This window comes from Halomonas cerina, from assembly GCF_014192215.1.
GTDB classification, from domain to species: domain Bacteria; phylum Pseudomonadota; class Gammaproteobacteria; order Pseudomonadales; family Halomonadaceae; genus Halomonas; species Halomonas cerina.
Genome location: NZ_JACHXP010000002.1, coordinates 119,713 through 133,238, shown reverse-complemented (window position 1 = coordinate 133,238; position 13,526 = coordinate 119,713). Strand labels below are relative to the sequence as shown.

Annotated in this window: 13 protein-coding genes; 2 read left to right on the top strand and 11 right to left on the bottom strand. The window is 65.3% G+C overall.

All coding sequences use genetic code 11. The features are described from left to right. The first annotated feature begins 120 nt into the window (after positions 1-120). Positions 121-1,194, top strand: a complete 1,074-nt coding sequence (arsB, locus tag FHR94_RS02585; protein ID WP_183324054.1) for an ACR3 family arsenite efflux transporter — start codon at positions 121-123, stop codon at positions 1,192-1,194. A gap of 48 nt (positions 1,195-1,242) precedes the next feature. Here the strand turns inward: arsB and FHR94_RS02580 are convergent, their stop codons facing one another. From FHR94_RS02580 to FHR94_RS02545, 8 genes are all read right to left on the bottom strand, one after another. Continuing rightward, on the bottom strand, positions 1,243-1,593 hold the full coding sequence (locus FHR94_RS02580) for a metalloregulator ArsR/SmtB family transcription factor (RefSeq protein ID WP_183324053.1): 351 nt from the start codon (positions 1,591-1,593) through the stop codon (positions 1,243-1,245). Positions 1,594-1,654: 61 nt separating this feature from the next. Then, entirely contained in the window at positions 1,655-2,887 is a 1,233-nt protein-coding gene (gene arsJ, locus FHR94_RS02575; RefSeq protein WP_183324052.1) for an organoarsenical effux MFS transporter ArsJ, read from the bottom strand. Then, positions 2,880-3,938 carry an ArsJ-associated glyceraldehyde-3-phosphate dehydrogenase gene (locus tag FHR94_RS02570; RefSeq protein ID WP_183324051.1) on the bottom strand — a complete coding sequence of 353 codons (1,059 nt, stop codon included), beginning with the start codon at positions 3,936-3,938 and terminating at the stop codon, positions 2,880-2,882. Before FHR94_RS02570 ends, arsJ begins: the two co-directional genes overlap by 8 nt. Positions 3,939-4,077: 139 nt before the next feature. After that, on the bottom strand, positions 4,078-4,902 hold the full coding sequence (gene pstB / locus FHR94_RS02565) for a phosphate ABC transporter ATP-binding protein PstB (protein ID WP_221188336.1): 825 nt from the start codon (positions 4,900-4,902) through the stop codon (positions 4,078-4,080). A 64-nt stretch (positions 4,903-4,966) separates the two neighbouring features. Beyond that, complete coding sequence (gene pstA, locus FHR94_RS02560; protein ID WP_183324050.1) at positions 4,967-6,133, bottom strand: phosphate ABC transporter permease PstA; 1,167 nt, start codon at positions 6,131-6,133, stop codon at positions 4,967-4,969. Positions 6,134-6,151: 18 nt separating this feature from the next. Next, positions 6,152-7,408 (bottom strand): phosphate ABC transporter permease subunit PstC, encoded by a 1,257-nt coding sequence (pstC, locus tag FHR94_RS02555; protein ID WP_183324049.1) that lies wholly within the window; start codon positions 7,406-7,408, stop codon positions 6,152-6,154. Positions 7,409-7,557: 149 nt separating this feature from the next. Then, the gene (locus FHR94_RS02550; RefSeq protein ID WP_183324048.1) at positions 7,558-8,583 is read right to left on the bottom strand and encodes a substrate-binding domain-containing protein; all 1,026 of its coding nucleotides are present in this window, start codon (positions 8,581-8,583) and stop codon (positions 7,558-7,560) included. A gap of 122 nt (positions 8,584-8,705) precedes the next feature. Beyond that, positions 8,706-9,890 (bottom strand): Bcr/CflA family multidrug efflux MFS transporter, encoded by a 1,185-nt coding sequence (locus FHR94_RS02545; protein WP_183324047.1) that lies wholly within the window; start codon positions 9,888-9,890, stop codon positions 8,706-8,708. Positions 9,891-10,022: 132 nt separating this feature from the next. Here FHR94_RS02545 and tal point away from each other — a divergent pair, with 132 nt between their 5' ends. Further along, the gene (gene tal, locus FHR94_RS02540) at positions 10,023-10,961 is read left to right on the top strand and encodes a transaldolase (protein ID WP_183324046.1); all 939 of its coding nucleotides are present in this window, start codon (positions 10,023-10,025) and stop codon (positions 10,959-10,961) included. A 61-nt stretch (positions 10,962-11,022) separates the two neighbouring features. Here the strand turns inward: tal and FHR94_RS02535 are convergent, their stop codons facing one another. From FHR94_RS02535 to FHR94_RS02525, 3 genes are read right to left on the bottom strand one after another with little or no spacing between them, the layout of a single operon-like run. Continuing rightward, entirely contained in the window at positions 11,023-11,538 is a 516-nt protein-coding gene (locus FHR94_RS02535) for an STAS domain-containing protein (RefSeq protein WP_183324045.1), read from the bottom strand. Next, positions 11,525-12,721 (bottom strand): PP2C family protein-serine/threonine phosphatase, encoded by a 1,197-nt coding sequence (locus FHR94_RS02530; RefSeq protein ID WP_183324044.1) that lies wholly within the window; start codon positions 12,719-12,721, stop codon positions 11,525-11,527. The genes FHR94_RS02535 and FHR94_RS02530 overlap by 14 nt, the downstream gene beginning before the upstream one ends. Positions 12,722-12,732: 11 nt before the next feature. After that, positions 12,733-13,488: an MlaA family lipoprotein gene (locus FHR94_RS02525; RefSeq protein ID WP_221188335.1), complete on the bottom strand. Its 756-nt coding sequence runs from the start codon at positions 13,486-13,488 to the stop codon at positions 12,733-12,735. Between the last annotated feature and the right edge of the window lie 38 nt (positions 13,489-13,526).

Below are 13,526 nucleotides of genomic sequence, written 5' to 3'. Positions count from 1 at the left end.
AGCGCCGGTCGCCCATCTTCATGACAGGCAGGATTGAAGATATATGGATTAACATATATTTTAGCCCTCATCACCCTGTCGCCTTAACCGCAGCCCGGCGACATTGCCAGGAGTCATCACATGACAGCACAGCAGTCGTCACGAGCGCCCAGCGTCGCGGAGGGCATGGGGCTCTTCGAGCGCTTCCTCTCCCTTTGGGTGGCGCTGGCTATCGTGGCCGGCGTGCTGCTTGGCCAGCTCGCCCCGGCGATCCCCGAGACCCTGTCGCGCTTCGAGGTCGCCCAGGTGTCGATCCCGGTGGCGATCCTGATCTGGGCGATGATCTTTCCCATGATGGCGCAGATCGACTTCACCGCGGTGCTCGGGGTGCGCCGTCAACCCCGAGGACTGCTCATCACCACCACGGTGAACTGGTTGATCAAGCCCTTCACCATGTTCGCCATCGCCTGGTTCTTCCTGACGGTGGTATTCGCCCCGCTGATCCCCGAGCACCTGGCCAGCCAGTACCTGGCCGGCGCCATCCTGCTCGGCGCGGCGCCCTGTACCGCCATGGTCTTCGTATGGAGCACCCTGACCCGGGGCGACGCCGCCTACACCTTGGTTCAGGTCGCCCTCAACGACCTGATCATGCTGTTCGCCTTCGCGCCCATCGTGGTCTTCCTGCTCGGGGTGTCCGACATCCCGATACCCTGGGACACCGTGGCCCTCTCGGTGGTGCTCTACATCGTGATTCCGCTCACCGCCGGCGTCGTGACCCGTCGCACCCTGATCGCCCGCCACGGCAGCGCGTGGTACGACAACGTCTTCATGAAGAAGGTGGGCCCGATCACTCCCATCGGGCTGATCATCACCCTGGTGCTGCTGTTCGCCTTCCAGGGCGAGGTGATCCTCGCCGCGCCGCTGCATATCGTGCTGATCGCCATCCCGCTGATCATTCAGACCTTCCTGATCTTCTTTCTCGCCTACGGCTGGGCGAAGGCATGGAAGGTGCCCCACAACGTCGCCGCTCCCGGGGCGATGATCGGCGCCAGCAACTTCTTCGAACTGGCGGTGGCCGCCGCCATCGCGCTGTTCGGTCTGCAATCCGGCGCGGCGCTGGCCACGGTAGTGGGCGTGCTGGTGGAGGTGCCGCTGATGCTGGCTCTGGTGCACATCGCCAACGGCACTCGCCACCACTTCCCGGCGGAGCCATGATCCTCGAGATCACGTCCCGAGCCCTCGAGTGGCGGTCCGCGGGACCTCTCAACAGAGCGCGGCGCGACGCTCCGGGCGGTTGCCCATGCCCGAGAGTCGCTCGCGCAGCCGCGCGAGCCGAGGGCTGGCCCCTTTCGCGGCGGCCTCCAGGGTGGTCATCATCCAAGTGGGCAGGCTCGGCTCGAGGCCGTAATAGACCCACTGCCCCTCGCGGCGGTCGTTGAGCAGACCGCACTGGCGCAGTTGCGCCAGATGCCGCGACACCTTGGGCTGTGAGGCCTCCAGGGCGTGGGTCATCTCGCAGACGCACAGCTCGCCCTCGCGCAGGATGAGCAGGGTCAGCATCAGGCGCGTCTCGTCACTCAGGCACTTGAACAGGCGCAGCGGGTCCAGCGACATCGGGGGCTTCCTTAAATGGGTCTCGTCATCATTCTACGCAACTGCCCCGCGCTGGCGAAGTTCAGACCTGAGCCTCCCGCGGCAGCGCCAGGGCCATCAGCGCGCTGGCCACCACCAAGGCCGCCGAGATCCACAGGCAGGCGGCGAGCCCATACACCTGGTAGACACCGCCGGAGAGCAGCGTGCCGAGAAGGCGCCCCATGGCGTTGGCCATGTAGTAGAAGCCCACGTCCATGGAGGCCCCGTCGGCCCGGGCGTAATGGACGATCAGGTAGCTGTGCCAGCTGGAATTGATGGCGAACAGCACACCAAAGGCCAGTAGGCCCGCCACCAGCCAACCTACCTCGGCCAGTGGCAGCAGCGCGAGCAGTGCCGGCAGGCCGGCAAGCGCCAGGGCCCAGAACGCCGTGACGCCCCGCGCGCCGCCCTTGACCAGTCCGGTGAGACGCGGCGCCTGGGTCTGCACGCCGCCGTAGCCGATCACCCACACCGCCAGCAGGCCGCCCACCGTCCAGTGGCTCCAGCCGTGCTGGTCGTAGAGGAACACTGGCAGCGCGACCACGAACCACACGTCCCGGGAGGCGAACAGGCACAGCCGAGCCGCCGAGAGCACGTTGATGGCCCGGGACTTGGAGAACACTTCGGAAAACTTGGGCTTGACCTTCTGGCGGCCCAGGTCGGCCTTGAGGCGAGAAAGCGACAACCCCAGCACAACGATAAGCATCAGGGCCATGGCGAGCACGGCGCCGCGGAAGCCGATCAGCGTCAGCAACAGTCCGCCCAGGAAGAAGCCGGCCCCCTTGAGCGCGTTCTTGGAGCCGGTGAGGATCGCCACCCAGCGGTAGAGGGCACTCTGGGCACTGGCGCTGTCCCTGGGCACCAGCACCTTGACCGCGCTCTTGGCACTCATCTTGTTGAGGTCCTTGGCGATCCCCGACAGCGCCTGGGCCGCCATCACCCAGGGCACGGTCAGCGCCGCCGCGGGCACCATCAGCATGGCTAGCGCCACGATCTGCAGGCCAAGCCCGACGTTCATGGTCCGGTTGAGCCCCAGTCGCGCCCCCAGCCACCCCCCCACCAGGTTGGTGACCACGCCGAAGGCCTCGTAGAAGAGGAACAGCAGCGCCACCTCCAGCGGCGAGTAGCCCAACTGGTGGAAGTAGAGCACCACCAGCATGCGCAGGGCGCCGTCGGTGAGGGTGAAGGCCCAGTAGTTGCCGGTGATCAGCAGGTACTGACGCACCTCGAAGGGCAGCGCCTTCACGCGGCTCGCGAGCCCTCCGGCCTCAGGCATGGCCCACCTGCACTCTCTCTTCCGGCCCCCGCCCCACCTTCAGGGCCAGCTCGGCGGTGCGGTTGGCGTAGCCCCACTCGTTGTCGTACCAGGCGTAGAGCTTGAGCTGGGTGCCGTTGATTACCATGGTCGAGGGCGCATCAATGATCGAGCTTCGCGGGTCGGTCCGGTAGTCGATGGACACCAGCGGGCGTTCTTCAAAGCCCAGGATGCCGGCAAGCTCGCCTTCGGCGGCGGCCTCGAGCGCCGAGTTGACCTCCTCCACGGTCACCTCGCGCTCGAGCTCGAAGACCATGTCGGTGAGCGAGGCATTGGCCAGCGGCACGCGCACGGCATGGCCGTTGAGCTTGCCCTCAAGCTCGGGGAAGATGGCGGTGATCGCCTTGGCCGAGCCGGTGGTGGTGGGAATCAGGCTCATGCCGCAGGCCCGCGAACGGCGCAGGTCGGGTTTGCTGGGAGAGCTCGGGGCGTCGAGGATGACCTGGGTGTTGGTGATATCGTGCACCGTGGTCATGGAGCCGTGGCGGATGCCGTAGGTCTCGTGGATCACCTTGACCACCGGCGCCAGGCAGTTGGTGGTGCAGCTAGCTGCGGTGACGATGCGATGGATGTCAGGGTCATATAGATCGTCGTTGACGCCCACCACCACGTTGAGTACGCCCTCCTCCTTCACCGGCGCGCTGACCACCACCCGCTCGACGCCCTGGTCGAGATAGGCCTGCAGTTTGTCACGGGTCTTGATCTTGCCGGAGCACTCGATGGCCACCTGGCAGCCCGACCAGTCGCCCTTGTCCAGCGCCTTGTGGGTGCTGAAGGCGATACGGCGGCTGTCCACCACCAAGGCGTCATCCTCGGCCTGGATGCCCTGCCCCGGCGACCACTGGCCGTGGACCGAGTCGAACTCCAGCAGGTGGGCAAAGGTGGCAGCATCGCCGCCCGGGTCGTTGATGCGCGAAAGCTCGACCTCGCCGGCCTCGACGCGCGGCCAGAGGCTGCGCAGCACCAGGCGGCCGATGCGCCCGAAGCCATTAATGCCGATACATAGTGTCATGCTGCAGCCCTCGTCGTGATGGATATCCATGATATATGGAATTCCATATATAAAGGCACCAGATGTCAATCATATGACAAGCAAAGACGACGACGGGAGGCCATGGCCTCCCGGTCGTTGGTCGCTCTGGTATTCGGCCTTAGCCGTAGCGGCCGGTGATGTAGTCCTCGGCCTTCTTGGTCGCCGGGTTGGCGAACATGGTCTTGGTGTTGTTGTACTCGATGATCTCGCCCAGGTGGAAGAAGGCCGTGTAGTCCGCCACCCGCGCCGCCTGCTGCATGTTGTGGGTCACGGTGATGATGGTGAACTGCCGCTTGAGCTTGTCCATCAAATCCTCGATGGTCGCCGTGGAGATCGGGTCCAGGGCCGAGGTGGGCTCATCCATCAGGATCACGTCGGGCTGCACGGCGATGGCCCGGGCGATGCACAGACGCTGCTGCTGGCCGCCGGAAAGTGAGGTGCCTGGCTGATGCAGCTTGTCCTTGACCTCCTCCCAGAGGCCGGCATCGCGCAGCGCCTTCTCCACCAGTTCATCCTGGTCGGCCTTGCGACTCACCAGGTCATGCATGCGCGGCGCATAGGCCACGTTGTCATAGATCGACTTGGGGAAGGGGTTGGGCTTCTGGAACACCATGCCCACCCGGCGGCGCAGGGCTACCTCGTCCATCTTGACCGCGTTCACATCGAAGCCGTCCATCTCCACCAGCCCCTCGAGATGCACGTTGGGGATCAGGTCGTTCATGCGGTTGAGACAGCGCAGGAAGGTCGACTTGCCACAGCCCGAAGGACCGATCAGGGCGGTGATGTTCTTCTGGTAGATATCGATGTTGATGTTCTTCAAGGCTTGGGAGTCGCCGTACCAGAGGCTGAGATCACGCACGCGGATGCTCAGCTCATGGTGGGCGTCTGCGTTGCGGGTCACCGGCTGGCCGGGTTCGGGACGGGAGCTTTCGTGACGTGACATCGGCGCGGTACTCCGCTCGGCAACGTGAATGTTCATATCTGGATACCCTGTAACGTAGCGTGGCCTACCAGCGACGCTCGAACTTCTTGCGCAGCATGACGGCGGTGGCGTTGAGGAAGATCAGGATCGCCAGCAGCACCAGGATGCCACCCGCGGTCTTCTCGACGAAGGCCTTCTCCGGCTCCCCCGCCCAGGTGAAGATCTGGGCCGGCAGCACGGTGGCCGCCTCGGTGAACGAGGGCGAGACGTCGGGAATGAAGGCCACCATGCCGACGATGATCAAGGGTGCCGTCTCGCCCATGGCCTGGGCCAGGCCGATGATCGAACCGGTCATGATGCCGGGCATGGCCAGCGGCAGCACATGGTCGCGCACCACCTGCCAGCGCGAGCAGCCCACCCCGAAGGCGGCGTGGCGGATCGAGTCCGGCACGCTGCGCAGGGCCGTGCGGGTGGCGATGATGATCACCGGCAGGGTCATCAGGGCCAGGGTCATGCCGCCTATCAGCGGTGTGGAGCGGGGAACGCCGAAGAAGTTGATGAAGATCGCCAGGCCCAGCAGGCCGAACAGGATCGAAGGAATCGCCGCCAGGTTGTTGATGTTGATCTCGATGATCTGGGTCAGGCGGTTGTCGGGGGCGAACTCCTCCAGGTAGACCGCCGTCATCACGCCGATGGGGAAGGCGATGGCCAGCGTCACCAGCAGGGTCATCACCGTGCCCACCGCGGCGGCCAGGATCCCCGAGGCTTCCGGCATCTTGGAGTCGCCGCTGGTGAAGAAGGTGGTATTGAACTTCAGCGCCAGGTCGCCCTGCGCCACCAGCCTGTCGACGGTGGCCTGCTGGGACTCGGAGAGCTTATGCCGATTCCCCTTGAGATACTGGTCCACCTCGCTGTCGGCGAGTACCCAGCGGGTCTCGGTGGTGCCCAGCAGGTCCGGGTTATTACGCAGTTGTACGGGGATCATCCGCTCGAAGGTGCGGCTCACCAGGCGCGACACCTCGGGGTCCAGGGCGGCACGTCCCATGCGGCTTGCGTCCTCGTTGTAGTCGATCTCCACCTGGATCTGCGCCTGCTGGAAGGCGGGCAGGCCCTTGACCAGCATGTCGGCAAAGAACAGCACCAGGAACAGGCCAGCCAGCCCCAGGGCGCCCATGGAAATCCACTTCAGCCGCGCCGACTTGCGGTGTCGGCGCTTCAACTGGGCACTGATGTCGTCGAAGGATTGACTCATCTCGGCGGTTCCTCGGCGTTACAGGTTGGTGACGCGATATTTCTCGCGGAAGCGGCGGATCATGAGCACCGACACCAAATTGAGGCTCAGGGTGACGGCGAACAGCACCAGCCCCAGAGCGAAGGCCGAGAGGGTCTCGGCGCTCTCGAACTCCAGGTCACCGGTCAGGGCCGCGACGATACGCACGGTCACCGTGGTCATGTCTTCCAGTGGATTGGCGGTGAGATTGGGGCGCATGCCCGCCGCCATCACCACGATCATGGTCTCGCCGAGCGCGCGGGACACCGCCAGCAGCGAGGCCGAGATGATGCCCGGGAGTGCCGCCGGGATCACCACGTCGCGGATGGTCTCGCCCTGGGTCATGCCCAGCGCCAGCGAGCCCTGACGCATGCTGTCCGGTACGGAGTTGATGACATCGTCGGACAGCGAGGAGATGAAGGGGATGATCATGATGCCCATGACGATGCCGGGGGCCACGGCGTTATTGAAGGAGGCATCCAGGCCGAAGAAGCCCGCCACATCGACGATGATCGGCGCCACCGTGATGGCGGCGAAGAAGCCATAGACCACGGTCGGAATGCCGGCCAGCACCTCGAGGGTCGGCTTGGCCAGGGTGCGCACCCGCTTGGGGGCGAACTCCGCCATGTAGATGGCCGACAGCAGGCCCACGGGGATGGCCACCAGCATGGCGATGGCGGTGATCATGAAGGTGCCGGCGAACAGTGGCACCGAGCCGAACTGGGCGGCGCTGGCGCCCTCCTCGGCGCGACCGGCGGCGGCCAGGAAGCTGGCGCCCGGGTTCCAGACGGTGCCGGTGATGAACTCCCAGAAGCTGTGCATCTGGAAGAAGCGCAGCGCCTCGAAGACGATCGAGAACAGGATCCCGAAGGTGGTGAAGATCGAGATCAGCGCCGCGGTAACCAGGATCCAGCGGATCACCCGTTCGATGGCCTTGCGGGCATGGAAGTCGGGCCTCACCTGTGCGATACCGATCATCAGCCCGACGGCAGCCACCACCAGGCTGCCGGCCAGCAGGTAGAAGGTGGGGATCTCGGCCCCCAGCAGCAGCATCACGAAGCCCCCTACGGCGCCGACCAGGATCGCCGGACCGGCGGTGGAGAGCACGCTGAACCAGGCGTACTGGTCGGGCTGAGCCGTCATGGGCGTGCCGCTGTTACGTACCTTCATGGCCTTGGCCCGCCCCAGGAAGAAGGCGATCAGACCCAGCACCAGCAAGGTGCCGCAGAACAGGGCAAGAAGTTGGTCGGTCTGCATAGGTGTCTCTCGAAGGAATTCATCCACAGGTCGCGCCTGGCCGGCCGTGCCTCGCCGGCTGCGCCTCGCCGGCCGCGCCTCTCGGAACGTGAGACGGCCGGCAGCCAAGGGCTGCCGGCCGGGTCAGGCATCCCTGCCCGAAAGCTAGCTTACAGGTCGGACACCTGCAGCTGGGCGCGCTCGGCGACCTTCTCGCGGGTCTGCTCGCGCTCGGCCTCCGGCAGCGGAATCAGGCCGAGGTCGGTCAGGTAACCCCCCTCGCCGATCATGGTCTCGGACACGAACATGTCGACATAGTCATAGAGCGGCGGCACGTCCTCGGCATGCTGGTTCTTGACGTAGAAGAACAGCGAACGGGCGATCGGGTAGTCGCCGGCGCTGATGGCCTCGGCTTCGGGCTCGACGCCATCGATGCTGGAGGCGACCAGCGCATTGGGGTTCTCGACCAGGAAAGAGTAGCCGAAGATGCCGAAGGCATCGGTGTCCTCGGTGAGGCGCTGGACGATCAGGTTGTCGTTCTCGCCGGCATCGATGTAGGCGCCATCGGCACGGATCTCGGTGTAGCCTTCACCGCCGTAAGCCTCCATCTCCTCGGAGACTGACTCCATCACCAGCTCCTCGAAGGCGTCACGGGTACCCGAGGTGCTGGGCGGGCCGTAGATGGAGATCTCGCGATCCGGCAGGGCGGAATCGATATCGCTCCACTCCTCGTAGGGGTTGTCGACCAGTTCGCCGTCCACCGGCACCTGGGCGGCCACGGCCAGGAACAGCTGCTCGAGGGTCAGGTCCAGGGCCTCGTTCTGGCTGGACTGGGCGAAGACGATCCCGTCGGAGCCGATCTTGACCTCGGTGACATCGGTCACGCCGTTCTCCTGGCAGCGCTCCAGCTCGGTGAGCTTGATGCGCCGTGAGGCGTTGGAGATGTCCGGCGTCCCTTCCCCCACACCGTTGCAGAACAGGCGGATGCCGCCGCCCGACCCGGTGGACTCGATGACCGGGGTCGGGTAGTCGGTCACCGCACCGAACTCCTCGGTGACATAGCTGGCGAACGGATAGACGGTACTGGAGCCGACGATACGGATCTGATCACGGGCCTGCGCGACACCGACCACCCCCATGACGGTGGCAGCGATGACCGTGGTCTTGAAAGCACGGTGCTTGAGGATGCGGTTCATGGAGAGAGCTCCTGTTGAGAGAAGTGTTCGTCCTTCGCGAGACTCACGATGCCCCACGAAAGTGACAGCCTCATGACAACCGGGAGATCGCTGACGCCTGTACGCCCTGGCCTGCACCGAGGTCACTCATGCCCGGCACGGCCCGCCAGGACACGCAGCCCGAGGTTGCCCACCAGCGCCGCCCCCAGCATGGTCAGCACCATGGGCCAGGCGCTGTCCACCTCGAAGGCCCCCACCAGTACCCCGGCCAGCGCCCCGCAGGAGAACTGGATGGTGCCCTGGAGGGCCGCGGCGGTGGCGCTCATGTGATGGAAGTGGTCCAGCAGCGACGAGATCGCATTGGGCGCCACCAGGCCGATGGTCCCGGCGAACAGCATGATCAGCGGTACCACCGTCCACAGCGACTCCAGGCCGGTGGCCACCATGACCACCAGCCCGCCAGCGGCGGCGAGCTGGATGCCGAGCCCCAGGCGCAGGTTCTGCTGGGGGGAGCGCCGCCCCAGCAAGCGGATGTTGAGCCGGTTGGACGCGGCCATGGTCACCACGTTGGCCCCGAAGACCAGCGGGTAGTACGCCGGCGTGAGGCTGAAGTGCTCCAGATAGAGAAAGGGCGAGGCGGTGATGAAGGCAAACAGGCCGGCAAACGACATCGAGGCCGCACAGATATAGCCCATCGCCTCCCGGTGGCGCAGCACACTGGCATAGTTGGCGAGCACCTGGCGCGGCGACGCTACCTGCTGGTTCGGCGCCCGGGTCTCGGGCAGCCGGGTGCCCATCAGCCACAGCAGGAAGGCCGCATAGACCGCCAGGAAGACGAAGATCAGCCACCAGTCGGCCAGGTAGAGCAGCCCGCTGCCCACCGCCGGCGCCGCCAGTGGCGCCAGCATCATGATCATCGCCATGGTCGACATCACCCGGGCCGCCTCGCGCCCGCTGAAGCAGTCGCGCACGATGGCGGCGGAATTGACCACACTGGCCCCGCCTCCCAGGGCCTGCAGGAAGCGCCAGCCCAGCAGCTCGGGCAGGGTGTCCACCGTGGTGATCACCAGGCTGGCCAGCAGGAAGGCCACCAGCCCCCCGAGCAGCACCGGCTTGCGCCCCAGGCGATCGGAGAGCGGCCCGAACAGCAGCTGCCCCAGAGCGAAGCCGGCCAGGAAGGTGGAGAGCGACAGCTCGGTATGATGGATGCTCGCCTCGACCGCCTCGGCCAAGGCCGCCATGGCCGGCAGGTAGGCATCGATGGCGAAGGGGGCGAGGGCCGTGTTGGCGGCGACCAGCAGGGCCACGCGGCGTGCATCGAGGGTCAAGGGGCCTCCTGACGGGACAGCAGATAGGCGGCTAATGGTAACCCGAATCGAGCGCCGATGCCGGCCCTGCCTATATTCGCTCATTTGGCCTTGCTAGAGTGACAGCCAGATCCTAACGAAGGACCTTCGCCCATGGCAGACGACCTGCTTTCCCAGCTGAAATCCATGACCACGGTGGTAGCCGATACCGGCGACCTGGAGACGATCCGCCGTTTCCAGCCCACCGATGCCACGACTAACCCCTCGCTGATTCTTCAGGCGGCCCAGCAGGCAGGACGGCATCAGCGCCTGACCGAGCTCGCCCGCCATGCCACCGATATCGACGACGCCCTGGACGCGGTGGCGGTGGAGATCGGCAGCGAGATCTGCGAGCTGGTGCCCGGCTACGTGTCCACCGAGGTCAGCGCCCGGCTCTCCTTCGATACCGACGGCACCCTGGCGCGGGCGCGTTCGCTCGTCGAGCGCTATGGCCGCCACGGCGTCAGCCCGGAACGTATCCTGATCAAGGTGGCCTCGACCTGGGAAGGCATCCGCGCGGCCCGTGTCCTGGAGCGCGAAGGCATCCATACCAACCTGACGCTGCTGTTCAGCTTCACCCAGGCCCGGGCCTGCGCCGATGCCGGGGCGACGCTGGTCTCGCCCTTCGTCGGCCGGATTCTGGACTGGCATCGGGCCCATGACCCCGAAGCCGACTTCAGCGGTGACAACGACCCCGGCGTGCAGTCGGTGAAGCGTATCTACGAGCACCTCAAGGGACACGGCTATCACACCATCGTCATGGGGGCCAGTTTCCGCAACAGCGGCGAGATCAAGGCGCTGGCCGGCTGCGATCGCCTGACCATCTCTCCGGCTCTGCTCGGGGAGTTGGCCGAGAGCCGGGGCACGCTGGCACGACGGCTGACCCCGCTCGACGCCGAGACGCGAGCCCCCGAGCCCCAGGACGAAGCGGAGTTCCGCTGGGCGCTCAACGAGGATGCCATGGCCACCGAGAAGCTGGCCGAGGGCATCCGCAAGTTCATGGCGGATCAGCGCAAGCTGGAGGCACTGCTGGGCGAGCTACGCCAGGGCTGAGATGAGATGGGCTGGTCCAGCGGAAGGTTGGTGGTTGCCGAGGGTCCCCCTCGGCATGGCGTCAATGGTGGTTCGAGGAGGCGGCTTTCTGGGCCTCGAGCATCTCCACCAGAGGCTGGAACTCCTCGCGATTATGCTCGTTCATGTGCATCAGGATACGGTGTGCCTCGAGGATGCGCTGGTGCATCTCGTGCTCGTCGGCCGGCACGGCGGGCAGGTCGTGCAGCTCGCTGACCTCGGTGACCGGGGCATCGACCAAGGTGAAGAAACTGGAAAAGCCCATGACATCGAGCATGCGTCGCACATCCGGATTGTCGGCAATGATGGTCGGAGGCTGCTCGAGGCGTCCCTTGAGGGCCATCGCCACCTTGGCCAAAAAGCCCAGGGCCGTGGAGTCCACATTGGTGGCCTCACGCAGGTCGATCATTACCGTCTCGAGACCGGGGGTATTCGCCAGCCGCTGGGCCTGGGTGTCCAGGGTGGCACAGAGCGTCAGGCGCACGTCACCACACAGCTTGAGCACGAAAACTCCGGAATCGAATGCCGCCTTGATGCGGCCGCCTTCAGGGTTGATCATTACTAAATCCGCTCAACATCATGATCGTCAGGTCATCGGGCAGTTCTTCATGACCGGAGGCGTCCTCGACGCTATCTACCTCATCATCATCTGCCACTCGCCCCAGTTCAAGACTGTTCTTGAAATCGGCCAGGGTGTTGCTGACCTGTACCCGTCGCTCGAGTTCCCTGAGCCGCCTGTCGAGTGTCTCACCCGGCAGGCACTCCAGTATCCCATCCGAACACAGCCATAGCCGGAAGTTCGTCGGCAGCTCGCAGCCCAGCTGAGGGTATTCCACTCCCGGAAACAGGCCCACCGGCATCCCTTCACCGGTCAGCGAGTAAACCTTGCCTTCGACATCCAGGAGGGGCTTGGGCAGCGGCGCGCCGAGTGAATAGTGGAGGTAGCGGTGCCGGCGGTCAATCACCCCGAGGAACAGGGTCGCATGCTTGCCGATCCCCGTATCCAGCAACTCGCGATTCAGGGCCGCCAGCCAGCGTCCCGGCAGGGCCTCCGGGTCGTTGCCGTCCCACTCGGTCTGCCAGCGATTGAAGAGATACTTGAGCAGCACGGTCACGAAGGCCGATGAGGCGCCGTGCCCGGAAACATCGGCGAAATAAAATAACGTATAGCGGTCATCGAAGCGCTGGAAGTCCAGGAAATCCCCGGATAGGTAGAGCGACGGCGCCAGCCAGTAATCACAGGTCACGCCATTGACCGTCTGGGGATGTGCCGGCAGCAGCTTGCGCTGGATCTGTCCCCCCGCCTGCTGATCCAGGCGCAACATGGCGAGATGCGTCTCCAGGCTCTCATTAAGCTCGGTCAGGCGCGCGCGATCCCGCTCACGCTCTGCCGCCAGTCGACGCACCTCGATGACACGACGGATCATCCGGCGCAGCAGGTGACCGTGTCGTAGCGGTTCGACCACATAGTCGACCATACCGGCATCCACGGCCTGAAACAGATCCGCATCCTGACGGTCCTCGCTGACCACCAGGGTGGGCAAGCGTTCGGCGAGCCGCGGCCATTCGTTGGGGGGTACCGCCCGCGAATGGGCCACGATCATCACGGTCTCCGGCGGCAAGGCTTCGGCACTCTCCGCGGCGTATACCGCCAGGCCATCCCGAGCGATGGTCTCGGTGAGCGCATCACGCGCCTCGCCGGGTTCGTCGATCACACCGATCAGTAGCTTGGCACCCTGCATGTGTCTCTGCCTCAGTCGGCGAAATCCGACTCGTTGAAGTCGAAATCATCGCTGGCGAAGGGATCCTCGCCGAGTTCGCCGTCCTTGACCTCGAAGCGACGCTGCTGGAGCCAGCTGTCGCGAATGAAGCTGTAGCGATCCCCGCGGATCAGCTTCTCCTGGTCGAGCAGCCCGGCCCGGGTATCGATGACCCGCAGTGCCGTCAGCCCGATGCGCACCTTGTCCTCCTCCACATAGGTGAGGGGATAGGTATAGGCGTCCACTGGCAGGCCGGCCGTATCGCGCACCGTGCTCGGCCCCAGAAAGGGAAGCACCAGATAGGGCCCCCGGTCCAGCCCCCACACCGCCAGGGTCTGGCCGAAGTCCTCTTCCCGGCCGGTGATGTCCAGGCGAGAGGCCACGTCGAAGACCCCCGCCACCCCGACGGTGGAATTGATCAAAAAACGGCCGGTCGCGATGCTGGCATTGCTTCCCTTGCCCTGCAGCAGGCTGTTGAGCGCGGTGCGCAACTCACCGAGGTTGGTGAAGAAGTTGCCCACGCTGGTCTCGACCGGATCGGGCGTCACGAAGCGGTACCCTTGAGCCGCGGGCTTGAGCGCATAGCGATCGACGACCTCGTTGAAGGCGAAGACCCGGCGATTGAAGCCTTCCCAGGGGTCGTCGGGATTGCGCGGTTCAGCGCCTCCGGTCGTCGCACAGCCGGTCAGGGCGACCAGCGCCAGGGTGGCCAGCAGGCCACGGCAGCCGGCGAAAGAGCATCGTTTCATGGGCTCGAGGGCCTCCTTGCGCATGTTCATTGTCCCTG

Coding starts and splice junctions, on each gene's coding strand:
- pstA (WP_183324050.1), bottom strand. CDS start 6,133: ATGAGTCAATCCTTCGACGACATCAGTGCCCAGTTGAAGCGCCGACAC.
- FHR94_RS02530 (WP_183324044.1), bottom strand. CDS start 12,721: ATGCAGGGTGCCAAGCTACTGATCGGTGTGATCGACGAACCCGGCGAG.
- FHR94_RS02570 (WP_183324051.1), bottom strand. CDS start 3,938: ATGACACTATGTATCGGCATTAATGGCTTCGGGCGCATCGGCCGCCTG.
- FHR94_RS02525 (WP_221188335.1), bottom strand. CDS start 13,488: ATGAAACGATGCTCTTTCGCCGGCTGCCGTGGCCTGCTGGCCACCCTG.
- tal (WP_183324046.1), top strand. CDS start 10,023: ATGGCAGACGACCTGCTTTCCCAGCTGAAATCCATGACCACGGTGGTA.
- FHR94_RS02550 (WP_183324048.1), bottom strand. CDS start 8,583: ATGAACCGCATCCTCAAGCACCGTGCTTTCAAGACCACGGTCATCGCT.
- FHR94_RS02580 (WP_183324053.1), bottom strand. CDS start 1,593: ATGTCGCTGGACCCGCTGCGCCTGTTCAAGTGCCTGAGTGACGAGACG.
- arsB (WP_183324054.1), top strand. CDS start 121: ATGACAGCACAGCAGTCGTCACGAGCGCCCAGCGTCGCGGAGGGCATG.
- pstB (WP_221188336.1), bottom strand. CDS start 4,902: ATGTCACGTCACGAAAGCTCCCGTCCCGAACCCGGCCAGCCGGTGACC.
- FHR94_RS02535 (WP_183324045.1), bottom strand. CDS start 11,538: ATGATCAACCCTGAAGGCGGCCGCATCAAGGCGGCATTCGATTCCGGA.
- arsJ (WP_183324052.1), bottom strand. CDS start 2,887: ATGCCTGAGGCCGGAGGGCTCGCGAGCCGCGTGAAGGCGCTGCCCTTC.
- pstC (WP_183324049.1), bottom strand. CDS start 7,408: ATGCAGACCGACCAACTTCTTGCCCTGTTCTGCGGCACCTTGCTGGTG.